11 protein-coding genes and 1 pseudogene are annotated in these 15,111 nt (G+C 41.6%); 5 read left to right on the top strand and 7 right to left on the bottom strand.

Annotated elements, in window-relative coordinates; genetic code table 11:
• Window positions 1-25: 25 nt before the first annotated feature.
• Window positions 26-1,480, bottom strand: a complete 1,455-nt coding sequence (locus tag H5232_RS03660) for a capsule assembly Wzi family protein (RefSeq protein WP_182739868.1) — start codon at window positions 1,478-1,480, stop codon at window positions 26-28.
• A 153-nt stretch (window positions 1,481-1,633) separates the two neighbouring features.
• On the opposite strand from H5232_RS03660, the gene waaA reads away from it, so the two are divergent.
• Complete coding sequence (gene waaA, locus H5232_RS03655) at window positions 1,634-2,932, top strand: lipid IV(A) 3-deoxy-D-manno-octulosonic acid transferase (protein WP_182830570.1); 1,299 nt, start codon at window positions 1,634-1,636, stop codon at window positions 2,930-2,932.
• Window positions 2,925-3,488: a DUF1415 domain-containing protein gene (locus tag H5232_RS03650; RefSeq protein WP_182718396.1), complete on the top strand. Its 564-nt coding sequence runs from the start codon at window positions 2,925-2,927 to the stop codon at window positions 3,486-3,488. The genes waaA and H5232_RS03650 overlap by 8 nt, the downstream gene beginning before the upstream one ends.
• 27 nt (window positions 3,489-3,515) lie before the next feature.
• On the opposite strand, the gene H5232_RS03645 is transcribed toward H5232_RS03650, so the two are convergent.
• The 4 genes from H5232_RS03645 to purL all read right to left on the bottom strand — a co-directional run bounded on the left by H5232_RS03645 (window position 3,516) and on the right by purL (window position 10,492).
• On the bottom strand, window positions 3,516-3,851 hold the full coding sequence (locus tag H5232_RS03645; RefSeq protein WP_149981407.1) for a YdbL family protein: 336 nt from the start codon (window positions 3,849-3,851) through the stop codon (window positions 3,516-3,518).
• Window positions 3,852-3,860: 9 nt separating this feature from the next.
• The gene (locus tag H5232_RS03640; RefSeq protein ID WP_149981408.1) at window positions 3,861-4,043 is read right to left on the bottom strand and encodes a YnbE family lipoprotein; all 183 of its coding nucleotides are present in this window, start codon (window positions 4,041-4,043) and stop codon (window positions 3,861-3,863) included.
• Entirely contained in the window at window positions 4,036-6,498 is a 2,463-nt protein-coding gene (locus tag H5232_RS03635; RefSeq protein WP_182830569.1) for a YdbH domain-containing protein, read from the bottom strand. Before H5232_RS03635 ends, H5232_RS03640 begins: the two co-directional genes overlap by 8 nt.
• A 109-nt stretch (window positions 6,499-6,607) precedes the next feature.
• Complete coding sequence (purL, locus tag H5232_RS03630; protein ID WP_182830568.1) at window positions 6,608-10,492, bottom strand: phosphoribosylformylglycinamidine synthase; 3,885 nt, start codon at window positions 10,490-10,492, stop codon at window positions 6,608-6,610.
• Window positions 10,493-10,745: 253 nt separating this feature from the next.
• Between purL and mltF the strand changes: the two genes are divergently transcribed.
• Both mltF and H5232_RS03620 read left to right on the top strand, forming a co-directional pair.
• Complete coding sequence (gene mltF, locus H5232_RS03625; RefSeq protein WP_259398799.1) at window positions 10,746-12,266, top strand: membrane-bound lytic murein transglycosylase MltF; 1,521 nt, start codon at window positions 10,746-10,748, stop codon at window positions 12,264-12,266.
• Window positions 12,267-12,400: 134 nt separating this feature from the next.
• Complete coding sequence (locus H5232_RS03620; RefSeq protein WP_169020230.1) at window positions 12,401-12,568, top strand: hypothetical protein; 168 nt, start codon at window positions 12,401-12,403, stop codon at window positions 12,566-12,568.
• On the opposite strand, the gene tadA is transcribed toward H5232_RS03620, so the two are convergent.
• The gene (gene tadA / locus H5232_RS03615) at window positions 12,565-13,068 is read right to left on the bottom strand and encodes a tRNA adenosine(34) deaminase TadA (protein WP_145235034.1); all 504 of its coding nucleotides are present in this window, start codon (window positions 13,066-13,068) and stop codon (window positions 12,565-12,567) included. The two genes, H5232_RS03620 and tadA, sit on opposite strands and share 4 nt — an antisense overlap.
• Before the next feature lie 179 nt (window positions 13,069-13,247).
• Between tadA and H5232_RS03610 the strand changes: the two genes are divergently transcribed.
• Window positions 13,248-14,552, top strand: coding sequence for an inosine/guanosine kinase (locus tag H5232_RS03610; RefSeq protein WP_182830567.1), 1,305 nt, complete (start codon window positions 13,248-13,250; stop codon window positions 14,550-14,552).
• A 20-nt stretch (window positions 14,553-14,572) separates the two neighbouring features.
• Here H5232_RS03610 and H5232_RS03605 read toward each other — a convergent pair.
• A pseudogene (locus tag H5232_RS03605) lies at window positions 14,573-15,111 on the bottom strand (glutaminase); the annotation flags it as partial.

Raw genomic sequence — 15,111 nt, 5'->3', positions numbered from 1 at the left:
CTCTCAAAATTAGTCTGACTAGCTACTACCAAAAAAGTGCCACTGACAACCACGTATAGTTATCACCAAAGACATCTTCGCCGTAAGTTAAAGTTGTTTCAATATTATATTCTTGCCACTTTCGGTTATTACTGATTTGTAACTCAATGGCTTGTTTATATTGCTCACTAACACCACCAAAATCGTTAACATAGCCACTCTCGTTATCTATTAAAGTAAACTTTGTACGCCAAAAAGAATCCTGTGTGGCTGCATAAGAGACCTCAAGGCTATGTATATTCGAAGGCACACCATCACCAAAATAACGTTTATCAGCAGCATAATGACCAATAACATAGCCATCATTAGTATTGCCATTTGTTGGATATATGTAATTCATATACCAAAGACTATGCATGCTAGTATATTCGTAGCGAAGTGACAGATCGCTAGTTAATTGAGGTAAGAACACGCCATAATTATAAACAATATTACCAAATTGGTAGTTTTTGTGTTCTTTGGTATCTTCGCCGCCATACTCAAAATAAAGCTCTGCCGGCATACCCCAATTAAAGTTCACAACACTCGTTATTGAAGCAAACTGGTCGCCAAGTTCATTATCAGGGCCCCCCGCTATTGCACCATTATCATTACCTGCAGGGTCAAAGAATGCTTTAGCTACATCGCTAAAACCAACATCACGAGGCCCACCACCAAATTGCATCATACGATTAATGCCAATTTTCCACCCATCTACAGGCTCTAAACTAATATGTGTGCCAGCTAAGCGAGGCGTGCCATCATGCAATTCATTTTGATATAATATGCCTTTTTCAACATGTTCAAGCTCGGAGTAATAAAGCTCAAAATCAAAGTTCCACCAGTTATGGGCTGGTGCCACCATCCCTAATGAAATTGATGGCGAGGTACGGGCATTAGTAGAAATAATCTGCGCTGATTGCTTAAACGGCGAAAACCAATGCTCTTTGTAACCAATATTTAACTGCAAGTCATCGCCAGCAAAACTGACAAAACTGTTATAATTAACGAATTTATTTTGCTTCGCGCGATAATCAACTCCCACTTGCATCAAGGTATAGTCATTAGGACGCCAAATACCCTCAAAGAACACTTGCCCCCATTCATCAGAGCTCACACCACGTTGATTGGCAAGCTTGGTTGCATTGCTGCCATCAGCACGCAGCTTAACACCTACTCGAGTAATATTATCGTTGCCTTGATAAGGCTTAATTTTAGCACGTATTGCCGCGACTAAACTTGGCTGTGCATTTTGCAATTTAGTAAGCGCCGCTTCAACTTCCGTTAAGCGATAAGGCTTTGTCATCGGTGTGCCTGACGTCAAGGCAAATAACGTATCGAGCTGATGATCAAGCTGTGCATCCATGCCAATTGGTAAGTAAGCAGTTGGTGTTGCAAGTGAAGGCAATGCGCAACTCATAAAACTGGTTAATACCACGGCTTTTATCAATTTGAATTTCATAACGACTGTATTTTTCATAATGGTAGTTAAATATTACCAAATTAGCTGCAACTAAACACCCAAAACTCTCTGTTCTAACGCTTTTTAACAATTTCGCATTTTGCTTAAAGGGTATCCGCGTTATCATTAGTGTTTATAATTCGAGGCTGGAAAATGGCACGCTTTTTTTATTCACTGATTCTTTATTTGCTTAGTCCTCTCATAACCTATTATTTATATATACTTAGAGGTAAAAAGAACGCAGGTTATCGCGCGCACTTTGCGGAACGATTTGGCTTCATTACGATAAAAAATACCTCACAAGAAAGCACAGTATTAAAAGATGATCTAATTGTGATCCATTGCGCTTCAGTTGGTGAAGTACTTGCTGCAACGCCTTTGCTCAAAGAGCTACAATACCAGCAGCCAAGTAACTCATTTATGATAACCTGTAACACCCCTACAGGCCGTGAACAAATACATAATAATTTTAAAGACTCGGTACAGTGCGCCTATTTACCTATTGATTACCCTTGTGCTACAGCGCGCTTTTTAAAGCGTGTTAAACCCACGTTAATGTGTATTTTAGAAACCGAACTTTGGCCTAATCTTATGGCGCAGTGTAAACAACAGAATATTCCTGTACTAGTACTCAATGCGCGGCTTTCAGCAAAATCACAACAGGGTTATCAAAAAGTAGCGCCATTAACTAAGGTTATAATGCAATCAATTACCGCTTTAGCTAGTCATAATCATGAAGACGCTAAACGCTTTATTGAGCTTGGCCTCAATGAGCAAAAAGTGCATATTACTGGCTCAATTAAATTTGATATAAAGCCAACTAGCGATCAGTTAGACAAAGTCGACACCCTAAAAAGCCAATACAATAATCAGCGTTTTATCTGGGTTGCCGGTTCCACGCACCCTAGTGAGCATGAGCTAGTATTAGCTGCTCATCAGCAGCTGCTAAAACAGATTCCAGATGCACTGCTAGTTATTGCGCCGCGCCACCCAGAACAATTTGATAAGGTCGCCACATTGCTTGATGACTCACCATTGAGCTTTAGCCGCCGCAGTAAAAATAACTATCAAAGCGAACAAGTACTCCTTGCTGATACTTTAGGTGAATTGCAATGTTTATATGGTATGGCCAACATCAATTATATTGGCGGCAGTTTAATTGCACGTGGCGGGCATAACCCTCTCGAGTCAGCGGCATTTTCTGTCGGTGTTTTAACAGGCCCGCATACCTATAATTTCAACCATGTTTACCCTGAACTGATTGCATCAGGTGGGTGTATACAAGTAAGCGATACAAAGATGTTAGCGGAGCAACTATACGAGCTTCATCAACAACCAGCGTTTTGCCAGCAGCTAGGTCTACAGGCAGCACAATGTGTTGCTAACAACCAAGGCGCCATCGCGAAAACGATCGCCATCATTAACAAGTTTTTAGAGCCACACAATGACTGAACAAAAAAAACTAACCTTACCAGAACAACAAACCCGTTTATGGGTAGCTAATGTCATTGTTAAATATAACTTTTGCCCCTTTGCCCGTAAAGAAGTTGAAAATAATTGCATTCATTATCAAACCAGCCAAGCAACCAGCATTGATGATGCTGTGATGGAGATGATCGAACAATGTATTGAACTTGATCAACAACCGGCTCGAGAGACTACATTATTGATGTTTGAACAAGGCTTTACTGACTTTGAGGAATTTTTAGATTTAGTGGATTTAGCCAATGCGCTATTAGTTGCCCAAGGCTTTGAAGGTAAATATCAAATAGCCAACTTTCATCCTGACTATGTGTTTGCCGATAGTGATGACAATGATGCAGCAAATTACACTAACCGCGCGCCTTTTCCTACCTTACATCTAATTCGTGAGGCTAGTATGAGTGCAGCACTTGATGATTATAATGAACCTGAATCAATTCCAGATCACAACATCAATTTAGCTCGCCGAAAAGGCATCGACTTTTGGCAACAATTACTTGCTGGATGTAAAAAGCCGAGTGCTTAATCACTCAGCTTTTAGTAAAAAGGAATGTTACTTTTTAACCCATTCTCCGTTCACTTCAACAAAGTGACCCGATTGGGTTTTTTCAATCGTTTTAGCAGCTGCCAGCGCTTCTACTTGAGAAAGCGACAAGTTGTTCTTTTTAGCGAGCTTTAAATACTGTGCTTTACGTTTAGCATTAATTTCATCGACAACCACTTTTGCCTCTGCATTTTGCACCACAAGGCCTAAATAACCCGAGCTGTCCTCACCCACTAGCCCTTGATTTTTTGCATCATCTAACGAAATGGCCCAAGCCGAAAACGACAAACACACCGCACTTAATAAAGTGACAATGCTTAGTTTTTTATTTTTTACTATATTCATACTTGCTCCTTAAAATAATTCGCTGTCATCACTAAATAAACTGTCGAGTTCTCTATCAACTTTTACGCGGATTTCATGATCGACCTTAACATTTAAGTTAATTGTAATAGGTTCCTTAGCGGCCACCTCAACACGATGCGTACATGCACTGAGTAATCCCAATGCGGTTAATATTACTAACCATTTAGTCATTATTACTTCCTTTTGTTGAATACTCTTGTTCAACTTTTTGCGTAATTTCATCACTTAAGCGCAGTGCTCGTAATAGTGTGAACACGTTCTCTTCATGATTATAGTTAAAATTAACTTGCTGTGCTTGCTGTTGATTATACCCTTGCAAATTAACGCCTAAGGTCATCCAGCCGTCAGGTTTTAAGTTAACACTACTTTTAATACTCTGAATATCTAAATTTTCAAGCAAGCCAAGTATAGGCCCTAACTCTTGTTGTTGAGCCTTTACCGAATTAAAAGCTGCATTATCAGTGATAAGTAATTTAGCAGCACCTTGATTAACAAGCTGCCCACCTTTAACCTCAATACCTGCTTTTGTGAAATAAACAGGCAAGTGTCCAGCTACATTTCCAGTTAAGCTAATACCCGATTTAGCATCAAGGGTAATGACCTTGCTAGCATCTATATTGTCAAATGTAACTAATGCTTGTTGCGGCTCTTCTGTAAGGCGATATTTATCCAGCAAAAAATGCCCTCCCATAACCTTCCCTGTAAGCTCCGTAACAGCAAGTTCATTTGCCTGTACTTGCCAAAACCCTGTTAGCTGCTTCACCACAGCACCAGCTCGTAATTCATTTAGTTCAAATGTAGAAGGCACAACATTAAGCTGCCCTGAATCATAACGACCTGTAAATTGAGTATTAAAATGCTTTGCAAGGTAATCTGTGTATAAACCACTTACACCGACTAGCTGTAAAGAGAGATCGGCCTGTTGCAGATTAATATCACCAGCAATACGGCCACTGACTTTACCATCTGTTAAGGTTGCAAGCGGCACAAATTGATGAAGCAGTGGGTTAAGCTTAGTAACTAACTGCTCTGAAATTATCACCTCAAATGGATGAGCTGTGCTTGTTATATTATGCATTGCCACAAGCTCTATCCCCTCTACATATATATGATGAGATGCTTGCAGGGCACGACTTTGTAAACCTGTTGAGCTTATACGAATATCGTTAAGTCGTAACTCTTCCGTTTGTAGCTTGGCTAACTTTGTTTCACTAGTTAAATCAAAAAACAATTCTCCTGCTGACAAACTTCCTGCAGCAGTTAGCTGATTCGTCAGCTGAGATAGTTTAATACTCCCCATATTAACAGTATCAATCTGACTCGATAAGCTAGCGGTTAAGTATTGATTACTTTGTAGCTTCGCCTTAAAAGTTGCTTGGTAATTATCAATACCAATATCATGCACTTTTAATTGCCCCAGCGCTAATTGTGCTGACAATTCGAGAGCAGGCTGTGCAGCCAATATGCTATTTATTGAAAAATGCCCTTGTGCACTAATATGCTGCGCATCAACATCGATAAAATCAGGCAGCGCAGCCACTTTTAACTGATAGTTACCATCAATATCACTGCTAACAACACTCGCGGCTATATCTAATAATGCAATATCATCACTCGAAAACGACAACGCGAATTGTGCCAATAGGGTTTCTAAAGGGTTCTTTATATCAACCGCTAACTGTTTAACATTCATGAGCAGTTGTGATCCTGCCTGCAATGTTAGCTGATCTAATGTCAATTGAGTGTCTTGCACAATTATCTTACTAGGTAAAACTAATCGCCAATTTAACGGTATTTGCCGAGTAACAAATTGCTGCTGTGCATCATCATCGATAACACCAGCCAAACTTTGTAAACACTCATTTTTGCCATTGAGTGTTGTTGCTAATTGCTGAGCATCTAGGGTTAATGTTTTTGAATTTAAGTTATAGTGACTGCTGACTTTGCCACTACTTTTAATTGTCATCGAGCAGGTATTGATGGCGTAAGTGAAATCAGCACCTAGCTGAGTATCTATATCGAGTACAATACCATCAAAAGCGAATCTATTTTGGCTAGTTAAATTAAGTCCTGCAATCGAGTTAACAGTCGCGGCCTTAACTGTAGAAAGTAGTCGCTCATCAAGCTCAATATTTCCTGCCAACTTGGTATTTTTAACGTCAACCTCAGCTTTCACATCACCAGTAACAACAAACTCATTTAACACCGGCTCATTTATGCTGATAATAAGTGGTTTTTTTAATTGAGACTGAGTGATCACTAAACGTTTTAGATGTAACAACGGGCGACTTTGCGGTAACGCCAAAGCAAGCTTTTTAGCCACACTAGGCTCAGTCGAAGAATCATGGTTTACCAGTATTAAATTTGCACGGTTAACCGTGATGTTTTGAGTATTGGCCGTAATATCAGCTAATTCAAGCAACTGCCCTTGATAGCCAATACATGCTCGCTGTACATGGAGATCCAGATTGGTTGTTAACGACCAATCCAAACAATGCAGTTCAACTCCAGCTTGATGCAGTGAAGGAGCAACAAAATGCAAGGTGATCGGCATGCGAAAAATATAACCAAGTGAAAGTACACTTAGCACTAGAATTAATAACCCCCAACCTACACGCTTAAACATATTATCCTTAAAATACCTTTGACCTTTGACCAGCATAAACAAAAAAGGCTGCATAGTGCAGCCTTTTATTCTAGTACTAGATAATGAATCTAGTGTGTATAAATATAGTTTAACCTACATTTTTACGTGCATTGCGGAACATACGCATCCATGGGCTATCTTCGCGCCACTCATCTGGGTGCCACGAGTTAGCAACCGCACGGAATACACGTTCAGGATGTGGCATCATTACTGTAGCACGGCCATCAGCTGAAGTAATACCTGTGATACCTTCTGGCGAGCCGTTCGGGTTAGCAGGATATTGTGTCGTAGGGTTACCGTAGTTATCAACAAACTTAACCGCTACAGTACCTGACTCAAGCGCTGCTTTCACTGCTGCATCATTAGCAAACTCAGCATGACCTTCACCGTGAGACACAGCGATAGGCATACGAGAGCCCGCCATACCGTTGAAGAATACCGAAGGATTCTCTTGCACTTCAACTAAGCTAAAACGTGCTTCAAAACGTTCCGATTTATTTGTCACAAAGCGTGGCCAATGTTCAGTGCCAGGGATCAACTCTTTTAATGTTGATAACATCTGACAACCGTTACACACACCTAAACTAAATGAGTCTTGGCGCTCAAAGAAGCTTTGGAACTGCTCACGTGCCATATCATTAAATAAGATTGATTTAGCCCAACCTTCACCAGCACCTAACACGTCACCGTAAGAGAAGCCGCCACATGCCACTAAGCCTTTAAACTCTTCCAGACTTAAACGCCCTTCAAGAATATCGCTCATGTGTACATCAACTGCCGCAAAACCAGCACGGTTAAATGCAGCTGCCATTTCTAAATGCGAGTTAACACCTTGCTCTCGTAAGATAGCCATTTTAGGCTTAGCGCCTGTCGCAATATACGGTGCTGCCACATCTTCATTTAAATCGAAGTTTAGTTTAACGTTAAGACCAGGGTCTTTAACATCAAACTTGGCATCAAATTCTTGCTTGGCACAATCAGGGTTATCACGACGTGCTTGCATTTGGTAGGTGGTTTCTGCCCAAATAGTACGTAATTCAGTACGCGTATTACTAAGTACAGGGTTACCAGCGCGGTTAAATACCACACTGTCGTCACTGTTAAGTGTGCCAATTTCATGGCTGATTGCAGCAATGCCATGCTCAGCAAATACTGCATTCACGACCTCTAAATCACTGTTAGCAACTTGGATTACCGCACCGAGCTCTTCATTATAAAGTGCTTCAATGTCAGAACCTGTTAAACCATCTAAATTAACAGTCACACCAGTATGACCCGCAAATGCCATTTCAGCCACTGTGGTAAATAAACCACCGTCTGAACGGTCATGATAAGCAAGTAACTTATTATCAGCGACTAACGCTTGCATTGCATTGTAAAAGCCTTTTAGTAATTCAGGGCTATCTACATCTGGCGTTACATCACCTAATTGCTTATAAACTTGCGCTAAACTTGAAGCACCTAGTCGGTTTTTACCTGCACCTAAGTCAACCAAGATAAGTGAGGTTTCACCTTTATCTGTACGTAGCTGCGGAGTAACCGTTTTACGTACATCGTCAACACGACCAAACGCGGTGATAATAAGTGATAATGGTGCGGTTACTGACTTCTGCTCGCCATTCTCATCCCACTGGGTTTTCATCGACATAGAGTCTTTACCCACAGGGATGGTTAAACCAAGCGCAGGGCAAAGCTCTTCACCCACCGCTTTAACTGCTTCGTAAAGACCCGCATCTTCACCAGGGTGACCAGCTGCTGCCATCCAGTTAGCAGACAACTTAATGTTTTCAAGCGGTCCAATGTTAGCACAAGCAATATTGGTTAATGATTCAGCTACGGCCAAACGTGCTGATGCGCCGTAATTAAGCAATGCTGCAGGTGTACGCTCACCAAGAGACATTGCCTCACCATGGTAAGTGTCATACGTTGCTGCAGTTACGGCACAGTTAGCAACTGGCACCTGCCAAGGACCAACCATTTGGTCACGAGCAACTAGCCCTGTTACTGAGCGGTCACCAATGGTGATCAAGAACGTCTTTTCAGCAATCGCAGGTAAACGTAATAAACGTGTTGCCGCTTCACTTACGTCAATATTTGTAGTATCCAGCGCTTTACCAATAACTTGTTGAGATTGCGCTTCACGGTGCATTTTAGGTGCTTTGCCTAATAACACATCCAGTGGTAAATCAACGGGGTTGTTACCAAAATGGCTATCTGCAACGGTTAAATGACGCTCTTCAGTCGCTTCACCAATCACTGCATATTGCGCACGTTCACGCTTACAAATGGCTTCAAAACGGTCAAAATCTTCAACCGCGACAGCAAGTACATAACGCTCTTGAGACTCGTTACACCAGATCTCATGCGGTGCCATGCCCGGCTCATCATTTGGAATATCGCGCAGTTGGAATTTGCCCCCACGACCACCGTCATTAACAAGCTCAGGGAATGCATTTGATAAACCGCCCGCGCCGACATCGTGAATAAACGCGATTGGGTTAGCATCACCTAACTGCCAGCATTTATCGATGACTTCTTGACAACGACGTTCCATTTCTGGGTTTTCACGTTGCACTGATGCAAAATCTAAATCTTCATTTGATTGGCCTGACGCCATTGATGAAGCGGCACCGCCACCTAAACCAATGTTCATCGCTGGGCCACCTAACGCAATCAACTTAGCACCAACAGGAATTTCACCTTTTTGTACATGGTCAGTACGAATATTACCTAAACCACCGGCAAGCATAATTGGCTTGTGGTAACCACGCACCTCAAGGCCATTATGACTGATTACTTGCTCTTCATAAGTGCGGAAGTAACCGACTAGGTTTGGACGACCAAACTCATTATTAAACGCAGCGCCACCCAATGGGCCCTCAGTCATAATATCTAATGCTGTAACGATACGAGCAGGCTTACCAAAATCAGTTTCCCACGGTTGCTCGTAACCAGGAATACGTAAGTTTGATACAGTAAAGCCAACTAAACCTGCTTTTGGCTTAGAGCCACGGCCTGTTGCACCTTCATCACGAATTTCACCACCTGAACCGGTAGCAGCACCAGAAAATGGAGCAATCGCAGTTGGGTGGTTATGGGTTTCAACTTTCATCAAGATTTCAATGTTCTCTTGATGATATGCATATTCACCTTCAGCATTTGGGAAGAAACGACCCGCTTTCGAACCTTTCATTACTGCGGCGTTATCTTTATAAGCAGATAATACGTTTTCAGGGTTTAGCTCGTAGGTATTTTTAATCATTTTGAATAGCGATTTAGGCTGAACTACACCATCGATGGTCCAATCTGCATTAAAAATTTTATGACGACAATGCTCTGAGTTTGCTTGGGCAAACATAAATAATTCAATGTCGTTCGGGTTACGCCCTAACTTTTGGAAGTTTTCTACCAAGTAATCAATTTCGTCATCAGCAAGGGCAAAACCTTGCTCAACGTTTGCAGTTGCTAGCGCTTCACGGCCGCCGGCTAAAATGTCAACTGATGACATTTGACTCGGTGCATCAGTACGGAATAACGTCGCAGCGTTGTCCATTGCGCTGTGCGTTGCTTCGGTCATGCGGTCATGTAATAAGGCTGCAACTTGATTTAATTGCTCAGCGTTTAAGTCACCTTCAACATAATAAGCGATGCCGCGCTCAACACGGTGTACTTGAGTTAAGCCACAATTATGTGCAATATCCGTCGCTTTTGAAGCCCATGGCGAGATTGTGCCAGGACGAGGCGTTACTAACACCAAAGTGCCTGCAGGTGTATGTTCGGCAATCGTTGGACCATAGGTAAGTAACTTCTCAAGCTTAGTTTGCTCATCACTTGACAGCTGTGCGGTTAGATCTGCAAAGTGTGCATACTCAGCGTATACATTAGTGACTGGAAGTTGCGCCTGTTGGCAACGGGCTAAAATTTTCTGAACTCTAAAATCGGAAAGTGCTGGTGCACCACGAAGGATCAACATAGGTATTTTCATCCGGGGTTAGGGATTGAACGATATTTTAGGCGGGTATTATATACTCAAGTAACTCGGAAATACAGGTTAAGCAGGGAATTAAAATTGCAGCAAGAGCGCTATAAGTTAGCATCGTTTATTGCTAATTATACCTAGTGGCAGATGAAATATAAAACACAGTAAAGTCATCTATGACAAATCGCCAAGTGACGTCATCGCAAAGTTTTGATATAAGGGTGTAATAGCATTCAAGGGGCACAGTATGTTTAAACAAAAGCTAATAACAATCATTACGTTAGTAATGCTTTTGTGTGCCTGCGATATGCAACAGCAGCAATCTCAACTCAGCCAAATAAAAACTCAAAACAAAATCAGAGTAGGTACGTTAGCTGGAGCAAGTAATTATTATCAAGCAGTGCAAGGTGAACAAGGATTTGAATATGAGTTAGCGCAAGAGTTTGCAGATCACCTTGGGGTTGAACTGGAGATGGTGCCATTTTTTAACTTATCCGACATGTTTTCACGCTTAGATAGCGGCGATTTAGACTTAATAGCCTCTGGTTTAACGTACAATAAAGTACGCGCCCAAGATTACCGTTTTGGCCCAACCTATCGCACAATTAGCCAAAAACTGGTTTATAAACAAGGTAGAGTAAGACCTCGTGATTTTGATGATCTAACCGATAACCTGACAGTACTTGCCAAAAGTAGCCATTCATTGGCACTGCAACAAATTAAACAAACTCACCCCAATTTAAATTGGCGCGAAACAGAAGATCTCGACGAAGAAGAGCTATTACAAGCAGTGATCGATGGTGATATTGATTACACTCTTGCCGACTCACATACCCTATCGTTGTTTCGTCGCTATCACCCTAATCTTAGTATTGGTTTTTCTGTCACTCGTAACGATCCCATTGCTTGGCTGCTGCGCAAAGACGGCGACGATTCGTTATATGCGTTAATGGTGCCGTTTTTTGGTGAAGTAAAACAAAGTAATCAGCTTTATGTACTTGAAGAAAAATATTTTGGCCATGTCCGCCAATTTAACTACGTTAATACCCTTGCCTATATTGAAGCAATTAAAGAAACACTGCCAAAATATCAACCTTGGTTTGAGCAATATGCAGGCAGCCTAGATTGGCGATTACTTGCAGCTTTAAGTTATCAAGAATCAATGTGGAATCCGCGAGCAAAATCCCCCACAGGAGTTCGTGGTATTATGATGCTCACTCGTGATACTGCAAAGCAGGTCGGCGTAACTAATCGTCTTGCTCCTGAGCAAAATATCAAAGGCGGCGCAGAATATTTGACGAAGCTAGAAAAACGAATTCCCGACCGCGTTCCTCAGCCAGATCGTACTTGGCTAGCTTTAGCATCCTATAATATTGGTTGGGGTCACGTGAACGATGCTCGTATTATTACCGAGCAGCAAGGTGCTAGCCCTGATAAATGGGCTGATGTGAAAAAACGCTTACCGCTATTAATCAAAAAACGTTACTACCGTAAAACCAAGTATGGCTATTCGCGCGGTGACGTTGCAGTCAAGTATGTGGATAATATTCGTCGTTACTACGATGCACTAGTTTGGTTAGATGAAAATGACGCGATCAGCACACCGACTACTGAACCCGATGATGCTGAACAAATAGATCAACCTACTACCCAAGCTGCTGAGATTAAAAATCCAAAGCCTGCCACAATACAAACCACGGTCTCCCCAGCAAAAGATGACAGTATCGATGAGCAAGCACCGCAAAAAAAAGATAACGGCGAACAATAAAAATAACTTTAAATGCGATAGGTACGCGCAAACTAAAATATCTATTTACTTGTCATCAAATGATCACTAATGTGTAGTATCAAGTATATAATTAACTTATATCTTTTCTCACTCTCACATTTTCAGGAGAAACCATGCTGAAACGTCGGCGTACACATTCGTTCAAACGAAATGTTATTTATTCATCATCTACCCGTCGCAGAATAATGCTGCGTAATTTACATAGAAAAGTAATTTGGCGTCGCAGAATGTTTGCAATGCAACAAATGGCAGAGTTAAGCATTGCAGCACCTGCAGGTTAAGCCTTCAGGTCACGCAAAGCTTTCTTTGCAGCTTTTATTTCTTGACGGCGGCGTTTAAAAAAATCAGAAATAGTTTGCCCACATAACTCACCTAGTATTCCGGCCTCAACTTCAACCTGATGATTTAATCTAGGATCTTGTAATAGATTCATAATAGAGCCTGCTGATCCTGTTTTTTCATCCGCAGCACCAAACACTAAACGTTTGATACGACTGTGTACTAGCAACCCGGCGCACATAGAGCATGGCTCCAACGTGACGTATAAAGTACAATCAATCAAGCGGTAATTATTAACGACCTTGCCACCTTCGCGTATCGCAATCATCTCTGCATGAGCAGAAGGATCGTTATCGGTAATCGAACGATTGTAGCCAGCTGCAATCAACTGATTATCTTTGACCAGTACAGCACCGACAGGAATTTCATTCAACTGCTCCGCTTTTTTTGCATACTCTAGAGCTTGCGCCATCCAATATTGATCGTTCAATTGTTCACTCATTGACTTAATCTTTAACTAATTATTGTTTAATTATACTCACTTAGGCCATTAAAACGCTAAATATACTGATTAGTGATAAAAATAAAACAAATTAAAACAGCTTTAACATGGCTCACCCCGTGCGATTTACGATATAATCTCTCGCTTTTTTTATTTAGCTCACAACACACGGGTAGCAAATGAAATTTCCTGGACGCCGCAGGCATAAACATTATTTTCCAGTGGAAGCCAAAGATCCACTTACTAATCAACTCAACGCCAGTGATAAGTTGCAACGCAGCTACATCACAGGGATAGATCAAATCGTAGTTGATATAGAAGCTAAAGTCGATCAAGCTTTCCTTGACGAATTTCAACTGCGCCGAGGTATGTCGCAAGTTATTGATAGTGATATAACCAATGCATTATATGACCGCTTAAAACTCAACGATATGATCGATTATGAGTTTGCAGGCGGTACTATCGGCAACACTATGCACAACTACTCAGTATTAGCGGATGACCGCTCTGTACTACTGGGTGTGATGAGTGAAAACATTAAAATTGGTAGCTACGCTTATCGCTTTTTATGTAACACCTCAAGTCGTGTCGATCTCGACTACTTACAACCGGTAGATGGTCCGATCGGTCGCTGCTTTACACTCATTGACGATACTGGTGAACGTACTTTTGCCATCAGCGCAGGGCTGATGAACCACCTACGACCTGAATCAATCGATCAGGAGTTAATAGAGAACTCATCGGCATTAGTGATCAGTGCTTACTTAATGCGTACGCAAGGTTCTGAGACGATGACAGAAGCAACAATGCAAGCTGTCAAATATGCCAATGATGCTGGCATCCCTGTCGTACTCACTCTTGGTACTAAGTTTTTAATCGAGCAAGACCCTACTTGGTGGGCTAGTTTTGTTGAAAAACATGTTGATATTTTAGCAATGAATGAGGAAGAAGGGCTGGCAATAACTGGCTTTGAAGACCCTCTACTTGCTGCTGATAAAGCACTTGATTGGGTAGATTTAGTGATCTGTACCGCAGGTGAAAAAGGCTTGTTTATGGCAGGCTACATCGATGAGCAATTTAAACGAGAAACAGAATACCCATTGCTGCCTGGCGCAATACCAGATTTCAATCGTTATGAGTTTTCGCGCGCTATGCGCAAAGTTGACTGTCAGCAGCCAATTCGTGCATACAGCCATACAGCGCCATTTATGGGTGGTCCAGACTCTATTAAGAACACCAATGGTGCAGGAGATTGTGCATTAGCGGCGGTACTACATGACTTATCGGCAAATGTTTACCATAAGCTCAATGTTGGTAGTTCAGCTAAACACCAGCAACCGGCAATGACCTACTCATCATTAGCACAAATTAGTAAGTATGCTAACCGTGCCAGTTTTGAGGTGTTAGTACAGCATTCACCGCGCTTATCTCGTGGTTTACCTGAGCGTGAAGACTGCCTCGAACAGGTTTATTGGGAGCAGTAACAACTCCCAATACATATTAGTTAAAAAATAGAGATATCAAGTTTTTTAGATAGCAGCTCAAGGGCTGCTATTCCTGCCACCGAGTTGCCAAATGAATTTAACCCAGGCGACCATACTGCCACTGTAAACTTATTCGGTAACACCGCTAATATAGTGCCCGATACTCCTGATTTACCCGGCATACCAACCCTATAACCAAAATCGCCCGCCGCATCATAGAGGCCGCTGGTAAATAATAATGAGTTGAGCTGTTTGTTTTGCAGACTTGAAAGTACGCGTCTATTAGACACGTTATCTATCCCTTTATTGGCCAGAAAGTTATATGCTTTAGCCAATTCGACACAATTGAGCTCTATTGCACAAAAATTAAAATATGCCCATAACACATCATCAACTTCGTTTTTAAAGTTACCAAAGGACTTCATTAAATGCCTCATTGCAGCATTACGTTTACGAAATTCTTACTCAGAATTATCAACCTTCTTATCAATCTTTATTCCCTTATTTCCAGCAAATGACCTAATTGTTGTGAACATGGATTGCATAGGTGCAGACAAGC

Origin of the sequence: Pseudoalteromonas sp. SG41-5 (genome assembly GCF_014164495.1) — a bacterium.
Lineage (GTDB): Bacteria > Pseudomonadota > Gammaproteobacteria > Enterobacterales > Alteromonadaceae > Pseudoalteromonas > Pseudoalteromonas rhizosphaerae.
This window is presented reverse-complemented; position numbering and strand designations above follow the sequence as displayed.

What these genes read in the sequence shown, in the direction of transcription:
- H5232_RS03660 (WP_182739868.1), bottom strand. Translation starts at nt 1,480, where the DNA reads ATGAAATTCAAATTGATAAAAGCCGTGGTATTAACCAGTTTTATGAGT.
- waaA (WP_182830570.1), top strand. Translation starts at nt 1,634, where the DNA reads ATGGCACGCTTTTTTTATTCACTGATTCTTTATTTGCTTAGTCCTCTC.
- H5232_RS03650 (WP_182718396.1), top strand. Translation starts at nt 2,925, where the DNA reads ATGACTGAACAAAAAAAACTAACCTTACCAGAACAACAAACCCGTTTA.
- H5232_RS03645 (WP_149981407.1), bottom strand. Translation starts at nt 3,851, where the DNA reads ATGAATATAGTAAAAAATAAAAAACTAAGCATTGTCACTTTATTAAGT.
- H5232_RS03640 (WP_149981408.1), bottom strand. Translation starts at nt 4,043, where the DNA reads ATGACTAAATGGTTAGTAATATTAACCGCATTGGGATTACTCAGTGCA.
- H5232_RS03635 (WP_182830569.1), bottom strand. Translation starts at nt 6,498, where the DNA reads ATGTTTAAGCGTGTAGGTTGGGGGTTATTAATTCTAGTGCTAAGTGTA.
- purL (WP_182830568.1), bottom strand. Translation starts at nt 10,492, where the DNA reads ATGTTGATCCTTCGTGGTGCACCAGCACTTTCCGATTTTAGAGTTCAG.
- mltF (WP_259398799.1), top strand. Translation starts at nt 10,746, where the DNA reads ATGTTTAAACAAAAGCTAATAACAATCATTACGTTAGTAATGCTTTTG.
- H5232_RS03620 (WP_169020230.1), top strand. Translation starts at nt 12,401, where the DNA reads ATGCTGAAACGTCGGCGTACACATTCGTTCAAACGAAATGTTATTTAT.
- tadA (WP_145235034.1), bottom strand. Translation starts at nt 13,068, where the DNA reads ATGAGTGAACAATTGAACGATCAATATTGGATGGCGCAAGCTCTAGAG.
- H5232_RS03610 (WP_182830567.1), top strand. Translation starts at nt 13,248, where the DNA reads ATGAAATTTCCTGGACGCCGCAGGCATAAACATTATTTTCCAGTGGAA.